At 75.1% G+C, this 16,361-nt stretch carries 20 protein-coding genes and 1 pseudogene; 6 read left to right on the top strand and 15 right to left on the bottom strand.

All coding sequences use genetic code 11. The features are described from left to right. Positions 1–2 precede the first annotated feature (2 nt). The gene (locus tag ACN27A_RS25610; protein ID WP_421457152.1) at positions 3–2,270 is read right to left on the bottom strand and encodes a diguanylate cyclase; all 2,268 of its coding nucleotides are present in this window, start codon (positions 2,268–2,270) and stop codon (positions 3–5) included. Between the two features lie 85 nt (positions 2,271–2,355). On the opposite strand from ACN27A_RS25610, the gene ACN27A_RS25605 reads away from it, so the two are divergent. Then, positions 2,356–3,024: a 5-formyltetrahydrofolate cyclo-ligase gene (locus ACN27A_RS25605; RefSeq protein WP_421457151.1), complete on the top strand. Its 669-nt coding sequence runs from the start codon at positions 2,356–2,358 to the stop codon at positions 3,022–3,024. Beyond that, positions 3,021–3,179 (top strand): annotated as a pseudogene (locus ACN27A_RS25600) (FmdB family zinc ribbon protein); the annotation flags it as partial. The gene ACN27A_RS25605 and the pseudogene ACN27A_RS25600, both read left to right, overlap by 4 nt. Positions 3,180–3,241: 62 nt before the next feature. Here ACN27A_RS25600 and ACN27A_RS25595 read toward each other — a convergent pair. Together ACN27A_RS25595 and ACN27A_RS25590 are read right to left on the bottom strand one after the other, a co-directional pair. Next, a complete protein-coding gene (locus ACN27A_RS25595) occupies positions 3,242–3,616 on the bottom strand; it encodes a hypothetical protein (protein WP_421458755.1) in 375 nt (124 codons plus the stop codon). Positions 3,617–3,683: 67 nt separating this feature from the next. Further along, positions 3,684–3,878, bottom strand: coding sequence for a hypothetical protein (locus tag ACN27A_RS25590; protein ID WP_311410673.1), 195 nt, complete (start codon positions 3,876–3,878; stop codon positions 3,684–3,686). A 96-nt stretch (positions 3,879–3,974) separates the two neighbouring features. Between ACN27A_RS25590 and ACN27A_RS25585 the strand changes: the two genes are divergently transcribed. Continuing rightward, positions 3,975–4,313: a hypothetical protein gene (locus ACN27A_RS25585; protein WP_421457150.1), complete on the top strand. Its 339-nt coding sequence runs from the start codon at positions 3,975–3,977 to the stop codon at positions 4,311–4,313. 55 nt (positions 4,314–4,368) lie between these two features. On the opposite strand, the gene ACN27A_RS25580 is transcribed toward ACN27A_RS25585, so the two are convergent. Next, a complete protein-coding gene (locus ACN27A_RS25580) occupies positions 4,369–4,851 on the bottom strand; it encodes a DUF2231 domain-containing protein (protein ID WP_421457149.1) in 483 nt (160 codons plus the stop codon). 225 nt (positions 4,852–5,076) lie between these two features. Between ACN27A_RS25580 and ACN27A_RS25575 the strand changes: the two genes are divergently transcribed. Next, positions 5,077–5,505: a Fur family transcriptional regulator gene (locus ACN27A_RS25575; protein WP_421457148.1), complete on the top strand. Its 429-nt coding sequence runs from the start codon at positions 5,077–5,079 to the stop codon at positions 5,503–5,505. A 54-nt stretch (positions 5,506–5,559) separates the two neighbouring features. Further along, on the top strand, positions 5,560–6,417 hold the full coding sequence (locus ACN27A_RS25570; RefSeq protein ID WP_421457147.1) for an oxygenase MpaB family protein: 858 nt from the start codon (positions 5,560–5,562) through the stop codon (positions 6,415–6,417). A gap of 121 nt (positions 6,418–6,538) precedes the next feature. Here ACN27A_RS25570 and ACN27A_RS25565 read toward each other — a convergent pair whose 3' ends face one another. From ACN27A_RS25565 to ACN27A_RS25515, 11 genes are all read right to left on the bottom strand, one after another. After that, positions 6,539–7,405, bottom strand: coding sequence for a RecB family exonuclease (locus tag ACN27A_RS25565; RefSeq protein ID WP_421458600.1), 867 nt, complete (start codon positions 7,403–7,405; stop codon positions 6,539–6,541). A 138-nt stretch (positions 7,406–7,543) separates the two neighbouring features. Continuing rightward, complete coding sequence (locus ACN27A_RS25560) at positions 7,544–8,158, bottom strand: MarC family protein (protein WP_393170256.1); 615 nt, start codon at positions 8,156–8,158, stop codon at positions 7,544–7,546. 40 nt (positions 8,159–8,198) lie between these two features. Continuing rightward, complete coding sequence (locus tag ACN27A_RS25555; RefSeq protein ID WP_421457146.1) at positions 8,199–9,065, bottom strand: PHP domain-containing protein; 867 nt, start codon at positions 9,063–9,065, stop codon at positions 8,199–8,201. 48 nt (positions 9,066–9,113) lie between these two features. After that, complete coding sequence (locus ACN27A_RS25550; protein WP_421457145.1) at positions 9,114–10,331, bottom strand: hypothetical protein; 1,218 nt, start codon at positions 10,329–10,331, stop codon at positions 9,114–9,116. 56 nt (positions 10,332–10,387) lie between these two features. Continuing rightward, positions 10,388–11,488, bottom strand: a complete 1,101-nt coding sequence (locus ACN27A_RS25545) for a SigE family RNA polymerase sigma factor (protein ID WP_421457144.1) — start codon at positions 11,486–11,488, stop codon at positions 10,388–10,390. Between the two features lie 105 nt (positions 11,489–11,593). Beyond that, on the bottom strand, positions 11,594–12,469 hold the full coding sequence (locus tag ACN27A_RS25540; protein ID WP_132231592.1) for a PH domain-containing protein: 876 nt from the start codon (positions 12,467–12,469) through the stop codon (positions 11,594–11,596). Between the two features lie 6 nt (positions 12,470–12,475). Then, the gene (locus ACN27A_RS25535) at positions 12,476–12,634 is read right to left on the bottom strand and encodes a hypothetical protein (RefSeq protein WP_007455302.1); all 159 of its coding nucleotides are present in this window, start codon (positions 12,632–12,634) and stop codon (positions 12,476–12,478) included. 133 nt (positions 12,635–12,767) lie between these two features. Next, complete coding sequence (locus ACN27A_RS25530; RefSeq protein ID WP_421457143.1) at positions 12,768–13,469, bottom strand: DUF6758 family protein; 702 nt, start codon at positions 13,467–13,469, stop codon at positions 12,768–12,770. Between the two features lie 102 nt (positions 13,470–13,571). Continuing rightward, positions 13,572–14,195 (bottom strand): TrmH family RNA methyltransferase, encoded by a 624-nt coding sequence (locus tag ACN27A_RS25525; RefSeq protein ID WP_311410700.1) that lies wholly within the window; start codon positions 14,193–14,195, stop codon positions 13,572–13,574. A gap of 118 nt (positions 14,196–14,313) precedes the next feature. Further along, complete coding sequence (locus ACN27A_RS25520) at positions 14,314–14,841, bottom strand: hypothetical protein (RefSeq protein WP_192581417.1); 528 nt, start codon at positions 14,839–14,841, stop codon at positions 14,314–14,316. Positions 14,842–14,903: 62 nt separating this feature from the next. Continuing rightward, complete coding sequence (locus ACN27A_RS25515; protein WP_421457142.1) at positions 14,904–15,419, bottom strand: MaoC family dehydratase; 516 nt, start codon at positions 15,417–15,419, stop codon at positions 14,904–14,906. A gap of 548 nt (positions 15,420–15,967) precedes the next feature. Here ACN27A_RS25515 and trxA point away from each other — a divergent pair. Next, positions 15,968–16,330 carry a thioredoxin gene (trxA, locus tag ACN27A_RS25510; protein WP_151454943.1) on the top strand — a complete coding sequence of 121 codons (363 nt, stop codon included), beginning with the start codon at positions 15,968–15,970 and terminating at the stop codon, positions 16,328–16,330. Positions 16,331–16,361: the final 31 nt, after the last annotated feature.

The following is a 16,361-nucleotide window of genomic DNA, read 5'->3' as shown; positions in this document are numbered from 1 at the left end:
GACTATCGGCCACGGCTCTGTCGTGGAGGGTGAGGACCGGAAGACGCGCCGCCGCAGGGACCCGGCCGCACCGGGTCGGGCGCGGCCGGCGCGCTCCCCGGGGTGGCGTCGGTCGGATCGGCCGCGTCGGGGCGGGCCCGCACCGGCTGGCGGGGAGCGCCGGCGCGCGGCAGACCGTCCTCGGGGGTGGCCGCCGTGGCCGGGACGGGGATCTCCCGCGCCGGGGGTCCGGCCCGCTCCTCGGCGATGCGCCAGGTGTCCCGGCCGGCCGCCTTGGCGGCGTAGAGGGCGTCGTCGGCGGCGTCCAGCACCTGCTGGCCGGTGCTGCCGTGGTCGGGGTGCACGGCGATGCCGACGGAGACGGTGACGCCGATGTCCACGGCCGCCCCGCCGTGCCCGTCGGCGGTGATCGGGGTGTCCCGGACCGCCGCGCCGAGCCGCTCCGCGACGATCGCCGCGCCCCGGGCGTCGGTCTCCGGCAGCAGCAGCACGAACTCCTCGCCGCCCTGCCGGAAGGCGAGGTCGACCTCGCGGATCTCGCCGCGCACGCGGCGGGCGAACTCGGCCAGCACGGCGTCCCCGGCCGCGTGCCCGTACGTGTCGTTGACGTCCTTGAACCGGTCCAGGTCGAGGGCGAGGACGCTGAGCATCCGGCCGAACCGGCTCGCCCGCTCGACCTCCCGGCGGATCGACTCCTTGAGGTAGCGGTAGTTCCACAGCCCGGTGAGCGGGTCGGTCAGCGAGAGCCGCTGCGCCTCCTCGTGCACCCGGACGTTGTCCACCGCCACCGCGGCGTGGCCGGCGAAGGTGCGCAGGGTGACGAGGTCGTCGTCGTCGAACTCGTCCGCGCCGAGCCGGTCGTAGAGGGCCAGCACACCGAGCGCCCCGGCGGGGGCGGCCGGCTCCGCCCCGGGGCGTGGGGCGGGCCCGTCGCGGGCGGTGCCGTCGGGCGGGCCCGTCGTGCCGGGGGCCGCGAACGGCACCGCGATGTACGTCCGGCAGTGCGGCTCCCCCGGCGGCGCGACGGAGGGCTCCACCCGCCCCCGGCGCGGCTCCCCGGTCGCCGCGACGGCGCCCACCACACCGCTGCCCAGCGGCACCCGCAACGGGCCCGGGGGTTCGTCCGCCGGGTCGGGCCCGTCCAGCCCCTCGGTGCACTGCGCGACGAGCACCCCGCCGTCGTCGACCAGCAGCACCGCCCCGGCCCGGGCGCCGGTCGCCGCGATCGCGCTGTGCAGGATCACCCGCAGGATGCGTTGCAGGTCATGCGTGCTGGCCAGGGTGTCCCCCAGCACCGCGAGGTGCCCGCGCAGCTGGTCGCGGCTGCTGGTCAGCGCCGCCACGTAGGTGCCCGTCTCGCGGGTCATCCGGTTGAACGCGCCGGCCAGCCGGCCGATCTCGTCCCGGCTGCGCACCGGCACCCGGGCGGTCAGGTCGCCGCGCGCCACCCGGTCCACCGCGCCCGCCAGCTCGACCAGCGGGCGGGTCGTCACCCGGGCCAGCCGCCAGGCGGCCACCACGGCCAGCAGGGTCGCCACCAGCACCGCCGAGCCCAGTGCGACGTACAGGCCGCGTGGTCGTTCGCTGGGGACGGAGAGCACCAGTGGCAGGGGCTGCCCGGAGGACGGGCCGACCAGGCGGACGTACCGGCCGTCGGGGGTCTCGGTGACGCGCTCGCCGTGCAGCGTGTCGGCGGCGGCGAGCACGGCGTCGCGTACGCCGGTCGACTCGGTGCTGTGGGCGAGCCGGACGGGCGCCGCGCCGTCGTCGATCAGGGTGACCGCCACCCCCGTCACGGCCGCGAGGCGCGCCACGAAGGCCGGGTCGACCGGCTGCGCGGCGGTGACCGTGCCGAGCGGCCCGCCGGCCCGGTCGCGCAGGTCGGCCCGGGCCGCGAGCGCCCGCACCGGCCCGGCGGACGGCGGGTCGGCGCAGTCCCGCCAGGGCCCCGCAGGGCCGCCGGGGCTGGCGTAGGTGACCCGGCCGGTGACGTCGGCGACCCGCACGGCGGCGGCCAGGCCACGGCGGACCACCTGGCTCGCGGCGGCCGGCCGGTCGCCGGCCAGGGCGACCGCGTCGGCGGCGGCCCGCAGCTGCTGGCAGAGGGCGTCGACGGAGGTGCGCACGGTCGCGGCGGCCACCGCGAGCCGCTCGGTGGAGCGGCTCGAGTCGACCGCCGCCACGGTCGCCCCGACGAACATCACCCCGAGCACCACCGGGCCGAGCGCCACCGCCAGGAAGGCTGTGGTCAACCGCCCGCGTAGCGTCACTCGGTCCCCCCGGAAGTTACGCCGCCGTTGCTTGCGATGCTGACACAGAGCCACCAGGCGACAAACGTTGCGTCAGGAGTGTTGCGTGCCCGATTTTTCTGATGGAGCGCAAGAGGCGAAGCGGGATGTGCGCGCCGCCGTACTCGCCCGCCGCCGGGCGCTGGGCGCGCCGCGCCGCGCCGACGCCGCCGGGCGCGTGCAGGCCGAGCTGGTGGCACTCGTACGCCGGCTGCGCCCGCTGCGGATGACGGCGTACGTGCCGGTCGGCTCCGAGCCGGGCGGGCCCGACCTGCCAGCGGTGCTGCACGCGGCGCTGCCGCCGGGCGGGGAACTGCTGCTGCCGGTGCTCCGCGACGACCTCGACCTGGACTGGGCGGCCTGGAGCGGGCCGGCCGGGCTGGTGGCCGCCGGGCGGGGCATGCGCGAGCCGGCCGGGCCGCGGCTGGGCCGGGCAGCGGTCGCCGGGGCGCAGCTCGTGGTGCTGCCCGCGCTGGCGGTGGACCGCCGGGGGCGGCGGCTGGGCCGGGGCGGCGGCTCGTACGACCGGGCGCTGGCCCGGGTGCCGGCGACCGCCCTGACCGTGGTCCCGCTACACGACGGCGAGCTGATGGAGGCGCTTCCCGCCGAGCCGCACGACCGCCCGGTACGCGCGGTCGTCACGCCCGCCGACGGCCTGCGTACGCTGGACGCCGCCCCGGGGGGCGTGGCGGGTGTCGCGCCCCACACTTCCGCTGGACGAATCCGGGGGCGATGACGCACCATTGGCACTCGAATACGTCGAGTGCCAACCGGCCGTGGCCAGATCCGGAGGAGAACGTGCCCACGTACCAGTACGCCTGCACCGCGTGCGGCCACCAGCTCGAGGCGGTGCAGTCCTTCTCCGACGCACCGCTGACCGAGTGCCCGGCGTGTGAGGGGCGGCTGCGGAAGGTCTTCAACTCCGTCGGCATCGTGTTCAAGGGATCGGGCTTCTACCGCACGGACTCGCGCTCGTCCGGCTCGGAGAGCGCAAAGAGCGGTGCCGCCGCCAAGCCGGCGAAGTCCGACTCGTCCTCCGGCGGTGACTCCGGCTCGTCCGGCGGGTCCTCGTCGTCGGGCTCGTCGGCCGGTTCCTCGTCCTCGTCGTCGGGCTCGTCCCCGTCGTCGGGCTCGGGCGGCTCCACCGGTGGCGGGGGCAAGGCCCCGGCCGCCAGCAGCGCCAGCTCCTCCTGACCCACGCCGCCCCGGCCCGGGGGCCGGCCCTCGAACCGTGGGCCGGTCCCCGGGCCGGCCGCGCTCGTCCACAGCCCGGCGGAGGTTGTCCACAGCCCGGCGGGGGTCGTCCACTGTTCGGCGCGGTCGTCCACAGCCCGGCCCGTCGTCCACAGCCCGGCGCGGTCCCCGACAGGGCGCCGCCGGGCGGCGGTGAGCCGCTCAGTCCCAGTGCGGGGGGCGCTCCGCGAGCAGCCAGTCGTCGTTGCCGCCCGAGCGCTCGCCCCAGCCCCGGTCGGTGTCGTCGGCGGTCTGCTCCGGCAGCACCACGAAGTCGTCGCTGAGGTCGACGGCGCGGTCGTCGTCGCCGCGTACCGCCGGCGTGCCCGGATCCTCGGTGATGCTCACGAGCGGCAAGACTAGCGCAGCAACCACCGGCGGGAGCGCCGACGAACCGCCGGGCCGCCGCGTCCGGCCGGCCGCCGGGCCGGGGCGTTGGTAGCGTCGGACGGCGTGACGACCCCCACCTCCGGCGGCGCCCCGGACGACTACTGGCGACGGCCCGACGGCTCGCCCGAGCGGCCCACGGGCGCGCCGCCGGGGCCGGCCACGCCGCCCCCGGCGCGTGGGAGCGGCTACGCGGGCCCGCCCGCGACCACCCCGCCACCGGCCGGGTGGCGCCCACCGGTGCACCTGCGACCGCCACCGCCCCGGCGACTGCCGGCCCAGGACATGGCGGAACTCGACGCGGCGGAGCAGCGGGCGCAACGACTCACGTACGGCGTGGGCACGGTGGCCGCCGTGGTGCTGGTGGTCCTCGTCTGCGTGCTCTGCACCCGGCTCGTGTTCTGACCTCGGCCCGGTCGCGGCCCGCGCCGCCCCTCGGCCCGACGCGGCCGGCGGGACGTCAGAGGGTGTTGCCCCAGACGGTCTCGGCCCCGGAGTGCCCGGTCAGGTAGACGTAGACGAGGCTGACGACGCCGAACGCCACCACCGCGACCGAGAGCACCGGGGTCACCCAGGACGGCAGCTTCGGCACCCGCCGGTGCCCGCTCGTCACGAACAGCAGCAGCAGCGACGCCACGGCCAGCGGCAGCACCCAGCGGAACAGGATGTCGCCGTAGCGCGAGTGCGCGAAGATCTGCTCCACGATCGGGCCCTGCATGCCCCGGGCGAGGAACGCGTCGGTCAGCTCCTCCCCCGACTCGACCGCGACGAAGGCCGACACGGGCGCCACCACGGCGAGGATCGCCACCGCCCAGTCCAGCCGCGCCCGGAACCGGGGCAACGCCACGTACGCGGCGGAGAGCAGGGCCAGCAGCGGCACGAGCACGACGACCGCGTGCACCACCAGCACGTGGGCCGGCAGACCCAGGATCTCCTTGAACATCCACACCTCCGGCGTACGCGGTCGCGGGGCCAGCGTACGGTGCGCCGGTCGACCCGCCCAGTCAATCTCGACCGGGAACACGGGCCCGGAGCCGGTCCGGTTCACCGTTCCCCGGCGAGCAGCCCGCCGACGCGACGGCCGGCTCGTGCGGCCCGGGTTGTGGCCGGCGCCACCCCGCGCCGGAGGCCGGTTGTCGGTCCCCGACCCGCGTGCTGTCATTGGCACATGCCCGGTGGCGAGGAACTGCTCCGGTCGAGGGGCCTGCGGGTCACCCGGCCGCGTCTCGCCGTGCTCGACGTGCTGGCCGCCGGCGGCCACCTCGAGGTCGACGAGATCACCCGCCAGGTGCGCGAGCGCATCGACTCGGTCTCCACCCAGGCGGTCTACGACGTGCTGGGCGCGCTGTCGCGCGCCGGGCTGTCCCGCCGCATCGAGCCGGCCGGCAGCCCCGCCCGCTACGAGGCCCGTGCCGGCGACAACCACCACCACGTCGTCTGCCGGGGCTGCGGTGAGATCGCCGACATCGACTGCGCGGTCGGCAGCGCGCCCTGCCTGGACCCGAACATCGCCCACGGGTTCGAGGTCGACGAGGCGGAAGTGACGTTCTGGGGCCTCTGCCCCACCTGCCAGGCCCGCCGCTCCGCCGACGACTGACGGCCGACCGCTCTCCACGCGGCGCACGGCGGCAGCGCGTGGCACCCTTGGTCGGTGGACTCCGATGACCTCGGCCTCTTCGGTCCGGGTTCGGTCACGTGGAAGGTGCACGAGGAGCCGATCCTGATCGTCGCCGGCCTGCGTTCGCTCTACCTCCAGTCGTTGCATCCCCGGGCCATGGCCGGGGTCGCCCAGAACAGCAGCTACCGCTCCGACGCCTGGGGCCGCCTGGTGCGTACCGCCACCTACGTGGGCACCACCATCTACGGCACCACCGCCGAGGCGGAGGCCGCCGGGCTCCGGGTACGCCGCCGGCACGCCCGCCTGCGGGCCACCGACCTGTTCACCGGGGAGGAGTTCCGGGTCGACGATCCCGAGCTGCTGCGCTGGGTGCACGTCACCGAGGTCGAATCGTTCCTCGACACGGCCCGCCGGGCCGGACTGCCCCTGACCGCCGACGAGATCGACGGCTATTACACCGAGCAGCGGCGCTCCGCCGCCCTGGTCGGCCTGGACCCGGCGACGGTGCCGGGCACCGCCGCCGAGGTGGCCGACTACTACCGGCGGATCCGTCCGGAGCTGCGGATGACCCGCGAGGCGGCCGAGACGGCGCTCTTCCTCACCGCGCCGCCGATCCCGTGGAAGCTCAGCCTGCCCGCCCGGATCGGGCTCAACCTCGGGCCGCCCCGCTGGGCGTACTTCGGCATCGCCGGCACGGCGCTCGCGCTGCTGCCGGCCTGGGCCCGACGGATGTACGGCGGGCTTGGCCTGCCCACGACCGCGCTCTCCGCCGACCTGAGCGTCCGGGCGCTGCGGCTGACCCTCGCCACGTTGCCCCGCCGGTGGCGGGAGGGACCGTTGCAGCAGGCCGCCAAGGAACGCGCCGCCCGGCTCGCCGGCACGCCGGCCTGATCCCACGGCCGAACCGGCTGCCTGGTGGGCGCCCTGTGCCACCCGGGCCGGCACCGTGTCGCCGGCAGGGTGACCGTGCCTGCGGGGGTGGTCAGTCCCTGCCGGGGGCCTGCGGGGGGGGTCAGTCCGTGCCGGGTGCCGGGTCGGTCGCGGGTGCGACCACCGGGTCGGTGGCGCGCTCGACGGCCGCCCACGGCTCCTTGCCCGGCGCCTGCGCCCCGACCGGGCAGGTGCGCCGGTAGTCGCACCAGCCGCAGCGCGGGCCCGGCGTGGTCGGGAACGCCTCGTCGGGGTCCTCCCCGTCGGCGACCGCCCGCTCGGCGGCCATGATGTCGCGGGCGGTCTCATCCGCCCGGGTGAGCTGCCGGGCCAGCGACTCCACGGTGTGCTCGTGGGCGGCCACCGTGCCGGTCGGCAGGTGGTGCAGCTCCACCCGGCGGCACGGCCGGCGGAACACCCGCTCGGCGGCGTACGCGTAGAGCGCCAGCGCCTGCGAGCCGCGCGCGTCGTCGGCGTCCAGCCCCGTGCGGCCCGTCTTGTAGTCGACGATCACCAGCTCCGGGCCGTCGGGACCGGGGCGGGAGTCGATCCTGTCGGCCCGGCCGTTGAAGGCGAGCACCGCCGTCTTGACCGCCACCACCCGCTCCACGCCGAGCGGGTCGGCCCCGGGCTCCAGGGTCTCGACGTAGGACTCCAGCCAGCCCAGGGCCCGCCGGTAGGCGGCCCGCTCCTGCTCGTCGTCACGGTAGCCCTCGCGCACCCAGGTGCCCTTGAGTAACGCGGCGAGCGCCTCCGGCCGACGCCGCTCGGGGCTCAGCGCATACCAGTTCTTCAGGGCGGTGTGCACGCTCGCGCCGAGGGAGTTGTGCGCCCACGGCGGGCCCTTCTGCGGGGCCGGACGGTCGACGTAGGAGTAGCGGTAGCGCCGGGGGCAGTCGGCGTAGGCGCCGAGCTTGCTCGGGGTGCAGACGAAGAGCCGCTCCGGCATGCCCTCGAAGCCGAGCTGCTCGGGCTGGTCGCCGCGCGGCCGGGGCGCCCGGCCGCCGCTGGTGGAGGACCGTCCGGCTGAAGAGGCTCGTCGCACACCGCGATCCTGCCATCCACCCCCGACAGAAGCGGCCGCCGGTCAGGTCATGTTGGCGTACTGGGTCACGAACGCGGCCACCGCGTCCGCGATGAGCTGCACCGCGATCGCGGCCAGCAGCAGGCCGGCGATCCGGGTCAGCACCTCGATCCCGCCGGGCCGCAGGATCTTGACGATCCCGCCGGAGAACCGCAGCACGATCCAGACGGTGGCCATCACGGCCACGATCGCGGCGGCGATGGCCGTGACGTCCGCCCCGCCGTCGGCCTGCTGGACGAAGAGCATGGTGGCCACGATGGCGCCGGGGCCGGCCAGCAGCGGCGTACCCAGCGGCACCAGGGCGATGTTCGAGGTGACCTGCTGGCTCGGGTCGTCGGCCTTGCCGGTGAGCAGCTCCAGCGCCACCAGGATGAGCAGCAGCCCGCCGGCGGCCTGCAACGCCGGCAGGTCCACGTGCAGGTAGTCGAGCAGCGTCTGCCCCGCCACCGCGAAGATCACGATCACGCCCAGCGCCAGGGCGACGGCCTGCCAGGCGGCGCGGTTACGGTCCCGCGCCGTCAGCGGGCCGGTCAGCGCCAGGAAGATGGGCATCATGCCCGGCGGGTCGACGATCACCAGCAGGGTCACGAAGACCTCGCCGAACAGCTTGGCATCCACGTGATCAACGTAGCCGCGCCGCCGGAGGCGGAAACGCGGATCAGCCGGAAGCGACCTCGGTCACTCCGCCCGCCTCGGCGACGATCCGCTCGTACGCCCCGGGGTCGGTGGTGAACGCCCCGAGCCGGACGGTCTTGTGGGTGCCGTGGAAGTCCGACGAGCCGGTCACCAGCAGGCCGAGCTCGCCGGCCAGGGCCCGCACGTGCGCCCGCTCGGCCGGGGAGTGGTCCTCGTGGTCGGCCTCCAGCCCCGCCAGGCCGGCGGCGGCCAGCTCGGCGATCAGCTCGTCAGGCACGATCCGCCCCCGCCGGGTGGCCCGGGGGTGGGCGAAGACCGGCACGCCGCCCGCCGCGCGCACGAGCCGGACCGCGCGGAAGACGTCGATGTCCTCCTTGGGCAGCCGGTAGCGCTCGCCCAGCCAGTCCGGCCCGAACGCCTCCGTCGTGGTCGCCACCAGGCCGGCCCGGATCAGCGCCTGCGCGATGTGCGGCCGGCCCACGGTCCCGCCGCCCGCGCCGGTCAGGATCTCCGGCCAGCTCACGTCGATCCCGTCGGCCCGCAGCAGCGCCACGATCCGCTCGCCCCGCTCCTCGCGGGCGGCCCGCACCCGGGCCAGCTCCGCGACGAGTTCCGGGGCGTCCGGATCGAAGAGGTACGCCAGCAGGTGCAGCGGCAGCGCGGGCTCCTCGCCGTACCACCGGCAGGAGAGCTCCGCGCCCCGGACCAGGCTGAGCCCGGCCGGCAGCGCCGCCAGGGCCGGCGCCCAGCCGGCCGTGGTGTCGTGGTCGGTGATCGCCACGACGTCCAGCCCCGACTCCGCCGCCGCCCGCACCAGCTCGGCCGGGCTGAGCGTGCCGTCACTGGCGGTGGAGTGGGTGTGCAGGTCGATCCGCGGTGCCGCGCTCATCGGCCCGACGCTACCGGCCGGCGGCCCGCCCCGGGCGCGCGGGCGCGGTCAGGGACGGCGGTCGGCGCCCACCGGCACCGCGCGTTCTCCGGCGGCCAGGCCGGTGACGGGCACGGACACGGCCACCTCGCCGTCGAGCACGCGGCTCACCTCGACGCGCACCAGGGCGCCGTCCACTGCCGGATAGTGGGCCGTCCCCTGCGGCGTCCACGCCACCGGCCCGGCCACGGGCGGACCGGCCGGGCGGGTCACCGGTGCGGCGGCGAGCTGGTCCAGGTCGACCAGCAGCGCGCGGTCCTGCCGGCCCGCCTTTCCGTTGACCAGGAGCCACCGCCCGTCGGCGGACACCCCGCCGGCCGCGTCGCCGGTCAGCGTCGGCCCGCATCCGGTCCGCACCGGTGCGAGGTCCCGGGCCGGGTCGAGCAGGGCGACACAGGGCCGGCGGGGGGTGCCGGCGGACATCAGCGCGACCGCCAGCCCGTCGGGGCGGGTGCCGTAGACGTACAGGGCGGCGTCGCCCGCGCCGCGCGGCGGACCCGCCGCCGGGCGCCACAGGGCGTGACCGGGCCGGTCGGGGGCGAGGCGGACCAGGACCGTGTCCCCGGCGAAGGCGACCGGCACCGCGTCGGGCGACGCCGGGGTGCGGGCGGCGGCCACGACCTGGGTGCCGACGATGCCCGCGACGACCAGGTCCGTCCCCTCCCGCCAGGCGACCTGCCGCCCGTCGGGGCTGAGGACGATGTCCCGCGCCCCGGCCAGGAGCAGGTGTGCCTTGCCGTCCGACAGCACGATCCACAGCGACCGGCCAGCCGCCGTCGGCGCGCCCACCACCGCCCAGCCGGCCCGGTCGGGGAGCCGCTGGGCACGCTCGGCGGCCGTGCCCACGTCGGGCAGGGCGAGCCGCTGCCCGCCGGCGGTGACCAGCACGTCGTTGAGGATGAGGTCCACCTCGCCCCGCCCCAGGTCGGTCCGCGAGGCGGCCGACGGCTGCGGGGTCGGGTCCGGCAACGGCGAGGCGTACGGGTCACCGAGCACCACGGTGGGATGGGTGGGCCGCCCGGGCTGCTGCCCGAGCTGGGCCATTCCGGCGCTGACCGTCACGGTGGCCACCGCGGCGAGGGCGATCCCGGTCAACGTCCGCCGGCGCCGGGACCGGTCGGCCCGCCGGATCGCCAGTCCTGCCGGATCGGCGACGAGCGGACGCGCGACGGACACCCGACGGGCGAACGTCTCCCGTAGCGCCTGCGCCAGCTCGTCCTCGGTCACGGCGAATGGACGCGTCGGGCCTTCGGTCCGGTTGTCACCACGACCGACGGGACGGCTCACCGGTGCTCTCCGGAGCCGGCCGGTACGACCGGGAGGGCGGCCTGCCGGCCGCGCTGCTCGTCACGGGCGGTACGCGACCCCGCCCCGGCCCGCGCCCCCGAGGCGACGGGCACCGGATCGCCCGCCGACTCCTCGGTCAGTGCGGCGGCCGACGTGGCACGCCCGGCGTCCGACGCCGGAGCAACGGCGGCCGGCTGTGCCGGAAGCCCGGTCGCGCCGCCGCCCGGGACAGTGGCGCCTCCCGACCGGCCCGGGGCGGTGGCGCCTCCCGACCGGCCCGGGGCGGTGGCGCCTGCCGATCGGCCGAGGGCGGCGGTGGTGGTGCCGTCCGGCCTGCCCGCCGTGGCCGGCGCGATCAGCGGCGACGGGGCGTTCGTCGCCGCGACCACGGCCGCCGCGTCCTCGCCCACCACCATCGTCGGCGCCCCGTAGGCCGTCGACGGGCCGACCGGCGCGCCGCCGCGGACCGGAGCGGAACGGTCGGTGCCGCCCTGCGCGGCAGCGGGACGGTCGGCGCCGTCGCGGGTGGGGGCGGGGCGGTCGGTGCCGTCGGCCCGGGGCAGGGCCGGGGTCGGGTCGGCCCCGGCCGCCGGCAGGTCGAGGACGGCCTCGGCGCCCATCCGGCGGCGCAGGGTGCCCAGGGCGCGCGACGTCTGGCTCTTGACCGTGCCCGGCGAGATGCCGAGCAGCGCGGCGGTCTGCGCCTCGGACATGTCCTCGTAGAAGCGCAGCACGAGCACCGCCCGCTGCCGGCTGGGCAGCGCGCTCAGGTGACGCCAGAGCAGGTCCCGGTCGAGCTGCTGCTCGATCTCGTCGATCCCGGCCCGCTCCGGCAGCACGTCGGTGGGGCGTTCACCGTGCCAGCGCCGCCGCCACCAACTGGTCGAGGTATTGATCATGACGCGGCGGGCGTACGGCTCGATCGCCTCGATCCCGCCGAGCCGCTTCCAGGCCAGGTACGTCTTGGTCAACGCGGTCTGCAACAGGTCCTCGGCGGTGGCCCAGTCGCCACTGAGCAGGTAGGCGGTGCGCAGCAGGGCGCCGGAGCGGGCCGCGACGAAGTCGCGGAACTCCTCCTCCAGGGGATCCCTGCTCACCACCGGCCACCTCCGCGCCCCGTTGTCCTGGCAGGTTGCCATGCCGGGGGTGGTCGGGTCGACGGCGAACGGTGCGCAGTTCCTCCGATGTTCGGACGAAAAGTTTCACGCCCCGTCGTCGGCCTTGGCCTCGTCGGCCTCCTTGCCCAGCCGCGCCTCGACCGCCTGCGGCTCGTACATCTCCTCGACGACGCGCAGGTAGAGCTCGTTGGGGTTGGGCAGGTTCTTGATCTCACGCAGGGCCTGTTCCTGGCCGGCGGACTCCAGTACGAAGGTGCCGTAGTTGAGCGCCCGGCCGGTCGGGCTCTGCTCGTACTTCATGTCGGTGACCCGGACCAGCGGCATCATCGCGACCCGCCGGGTGATGATGCCGTTGACCACCATCACCCGCTTGTTCGTCAGGATGAAGCGGTCGTACCACCAGTCGGCGACCTTCCAGGCCACCCACCCCATCACGGCGAACCAGAGCAGCACCGCGATCGTGGTGAGCGCGCCCACGTCCTGCCCGGCGAGGAAGCCGGAGAGGTAGCCCAGCACGAAGGTCGCGGCGATGCCGACCAGCAGCGGGGTGGAGAGGTGGATCCAGTGCCGCTTCCACTCGCCCCGGTAGCGCTCGGTCGGGAAGAGGTAGCGCGCCACCAGCGAGCTGGGCTCGTCCTCCAACGGCAGCACCCGGCGGGGCGCCATGCCGGCAGCGTCGGCCCGCAGACCGGCCAGCTCGTCCTCGGAGATCTGCGGTGGCTGGTAGCCGGCCTCCGGGTCACGGACCCAGGCCCGACCGGACCGCCCCTCCCCGGCGTACGCCGGGCCGTCGCCGAAGCCGGCGTCGTCCGAGAGGGAGGGACCGTCGGAGAGACCCGGACCGGTGCCGTAGCCCGGCCCGTCGTCGGGGCCGATCCGGGGGATCGGCTCCGTGTCCCGCTCCCGGCGCTCCCGATCGGGATCGTCGGGATCGAAGGGTGGACCGGAGGGGTTTCCCATCGGCGGCTAGGCGACGAGGCTGGTGAAGAAGTCGCCGAACCCCTGGGCGATGTCCATGATCCCGCCGCCCAGTGACTTGAACACGTCCGCCGCAGAATTTGGCCGGTATGCGACGAAGAAGATCAAGAATGCGATTCCGGCCCAGGTGAGGACCTTCTTGACCATGGCGGGCCATCCTCTCGCGCGGCGCCGGGTCCCATTACCGCAGCGGCACCCAGAGTATCAGTGTGGTGTCGTACAGTGAATATCTGCGTCCGTTCTCCGACATTCCGGGATGCCTGTCAAGCCCTAGGACCCGTCAAGCCTTCCCGTGCAGATACGGAGACGGTGCGCCGTACACGAGCTCGGGCGGTGTCCACTCGGTCAGGTCGTGCAACACGACTTCTTCCGCGAGGAGGTGACCCGCACTCGCCGGCCAGGCTATCGCATGGAGCCACAATCCCCGAGCCTCGCCGGCGTACGCGCTTCGATCCGTCGGCGAGTTCACGAGCCACAGTGGAGTCGGATGGCCGGCCACCTTGATCCTGGCCTGCCCCACATGCTCCGGATGCCCCGGCCCTGGATCGGTCAACGCCTGCGCGAGTTCCGGGCCCGGATCCGGGCCGGCCAGGCCCGCGAACCGGGTGCCCAGGCCGACGCCCGGCTCCTCGGCGACGAAGACCAGGTCCGCGGGGCCCCCGCCGAGCGGCTCCGGCCCGGCGCAGGCGACCGCCGTGGCGCGCACCCCGGTGCGGTCGTCGCCGGCGTACGCCACCCCGGTCATCGTCCAGCCCGTCGGCAGCGGCCACGGGCACCACAGCGGCGTCCTCGGCCGGGCCGGCGGGTCGGCGGCGGCGACGATCCGTTCCACCACGCTGGCCACGATCTCGGTCCCGATGTGCTCGGGCACGTGCAGCGGGGAAACCGGCCCGCAGTCCAGGCAGCGCGACTCGGTGTGCATCAGGTCCGGCGCCCGCACCGGCCCACCACATTTCGGGCAACTCACCGCGACACTCACCATCCCACCGTCACCCCCGCACGCCGCCCCGTCAAGCGGAGCGCCGGTTTCGGTGCCGCGGGTCGGCTGAGTTCCCGCGAGCCCGAGGCCGGCGAGCGACGGCGGTCAGCCCGGCGGCGGCCCGGCGTGCGTACGGATCCAGGCGTGCATGGCGATGCCGCTGGCCACGCCGGCATTGATCGACCGGGTGGAGCCGTACTGGGCGATCGAGAAGAGCTGGTCGCAGGCGGCACGCGCCGGGTCGGACAGGCCCGGGCCCTCCTGCCCGAACAGCAGGACGCAGCGCCGGGGCAGCGTGGTGGTCTCCAGCGGCCGGGAGCCGGGCAGGTTGTCGATGCCGACGACCGGCAACTCCCGTCCGGCCGCCCAGGCGACGAACTCCTCGATGGTCTCGTGGTGCCGGACGTGCTGGTAGCGGTCGGTCACCATGGCACCGCGCCGGTTCCACCGCCGGCGGCCGACGACGTGCACCTCGGCGGCGAGGAAGGCGTTGGCGTTGCGGACGACCGTGCCGATGTTGAAGTCGTGCTGCCAGTTCTCGATCGCGACGTGGAAGTCGTGCCGCCGCCGGTCCAGGTCGGCCACCACGGCCTCGCGCCGCCAGTAGCGGTACCGGTCGACGACGTTGCGCCGGTCGCCCTCGGCGAGCAGCTCGGGGTCGTACCGCGGGTCGTCCGGCGGGTCCCCGGGCCACGGTCCCACGCCGACGTCGAGCTGGTCTCCGGTCACGGTCACGCAGGGTACGGCCCGCGGACCCCGCCCCGGGCCTCGACCCCGGCGCGGCAACCGGACCGGGCCGACGCGGGACGGCACCGACCGGGCGGACAGCCGGGTCGACCGGGGCGGTTCAGCGCAGCCCCAGCGCGCCGCCGAGCCGGTCGAGGAAGCGGCGGTCGGCGGGGGCCGGCGGCAGCCCCGGGGCGCCGGCCGTCGCCGCCCTGCACACCCGGGCCGCCACCGACTGCACCCACTGCCGGTACGCGGCCGAGTCGGCGGGATCGGCCCGCCGCCGCAGCACCCGGGTCGCCGCCCGGCAGGCGGCGAGCAGGTCCACCACGTCGGTGAGGCGCTCGACGGGATCGCCCGCCCCGTCGTGCCGGGCGTAGATGGCGGCGACCACCGCGCGTACGAGATCACTGTCGAAGGCCCGGCCGGCCGCGACCGCGTCCAGGCCGGCGAGCCCGGCGGCGACTCCCGGGTGGGGCCGTCCGGGGCCGGGCGCGGCGGCGGCCACGATCACGCGGCCGGGCAGGCTGGTCAGCAGGTCCCACTCGGCGGCGGAGTAGACGGCGGTGGTCAGCGGTGCGGCACGGCGGCCGGCAGAGGACGGCTCTCCGGCGACGGAGTGGCTCATGGGGACCTCCGGCGCCAGCATATGCCCCGGATCGGAAAAAGGGCCCCTACCACCCGGAACCCGGATGAGAAGGGGCCCGTCGGTCAGCGCGGCTCGGGGAAGCTCGGCCGTTCCGGGTCGACGCCCTCGGGCACCGCCGCCCCCGCGTACTCCTTCTTCGGGACCATCACCCGGCGGCGGAAGACGCACACCATCGTGCCGTCCTGGTTGTAGCCCCGCGTCTCCACGGAGACCACGCCCCGGTCGGGCTTGGAGGACGACTCGCGCTTGTCCAGCACGGTGGTCTCGCCGTAGATCGTGTCGCCGTGGAAGGTGGGCGCCACGTGCCGCAGGGACTCCACCTCGAGGTTGGCGATGGCCTTGCCGCTGACGTCGGGCACCGACATGCCCAGCAGCAGGGAGTAGATGTAGTTGCCGACCACCACGTTGCGCTTGAACTGGCTCGCCGTCTCGGCGTAGTGCGCGTCCATGTGCAGCGGGTGGTGGTTCATGGTGAGCAGGCAGAAGAGGTGGTCGTCGTACTCGGTGACCGTCTTGCCGGGCCAGTGCCGGTAGACCGCGCCGACCTCGAACTCCTCGTAGTAGCGGCCGAACTGCATCCTTGTCCCCTTCGACGGGCGGCGATGGAGTTCGGCACAGCATGCCTTATGGAGTGTTAAGGCGAGGCGCGGGGCGCGGGGCGTGCGGAAATGTCACACCGCCACAACCGGGGGGAGACGCAATGAGCGGCGGGGCCCTCCCCGGCACCCGCCGCCCACGCTCTGATGCGGAAGATTCTGCCGTACGGGAAGGCGAACCGAACAGAGACGGAGGTCACATTTACCTTTTCGTAACACTACTGTGCGTGCCCGGCCGCCCGGACCTCGGCGATCTCCACACGCCGGATTGCCGCTTGTCAACCGCCTGATTGCTCATTCGTTCCGGTCAATCGTGTCGATCTCCTTGGAAACGCTCCCATCACGACCGGTCACGCAAATGCGTCGTGCACTTGCGTACCGCAACGGCGAGCAGGAACCATCGTCATCGATGTGAACGTGACCTGCGCAACGCCGTGACGAGCACGTTTCGGCGGAGGCGGGCCGGGAATTCCACGAGGTACGCCCTGGTTCCACCAGACGTAGCTATTCCGCGCCGATCGGAGATTCTCATGGCAACCGTAGAGCTGACCACGGCAAACTTCGACGAGGTGACCGGCAGCGACGGCATCGTGCTGGTCGACTTCTGGGCCGACTGGTGCGGCCCGTGCAAGCGGTTCGCCCCGGTCTACGAGCGCTCCTCCGACAAGCACTCCGAGATCGTGTTCGGCAAGGTCGACACCGAGGCGCAGCAGGAGCTGGCCGCCAAGTTCGACGTCCGCTCGATCCCGACCATCATGGCGATCCGCGACGGCGTCATCGTCTTCGCCCAGCCCGGCGCCCTCCCCGAGTCCGCCCTGGAGAACCTGATCGAGCAGGTCCAGGCCCTCGACATGGACGACGTCCGCGAGAAGCTGGCCGGGCACAGCCACTGAGCCGCAGCGCTCCACGACGGCCGGGCCCCGA

This window comes from Micromonospora sp. WMMD737, assembly GCF_049179055.1.
Classification (GTDB): Bacteria; Actinomycetota; Actinomycetes; order Mycobacteriales; family Micromonosporaceae; genus Micromonospora; species Micromonospora reichwaldensis.
This window is presented reverse-complemented; position numbering and strand designations above follow the sequence as displayed.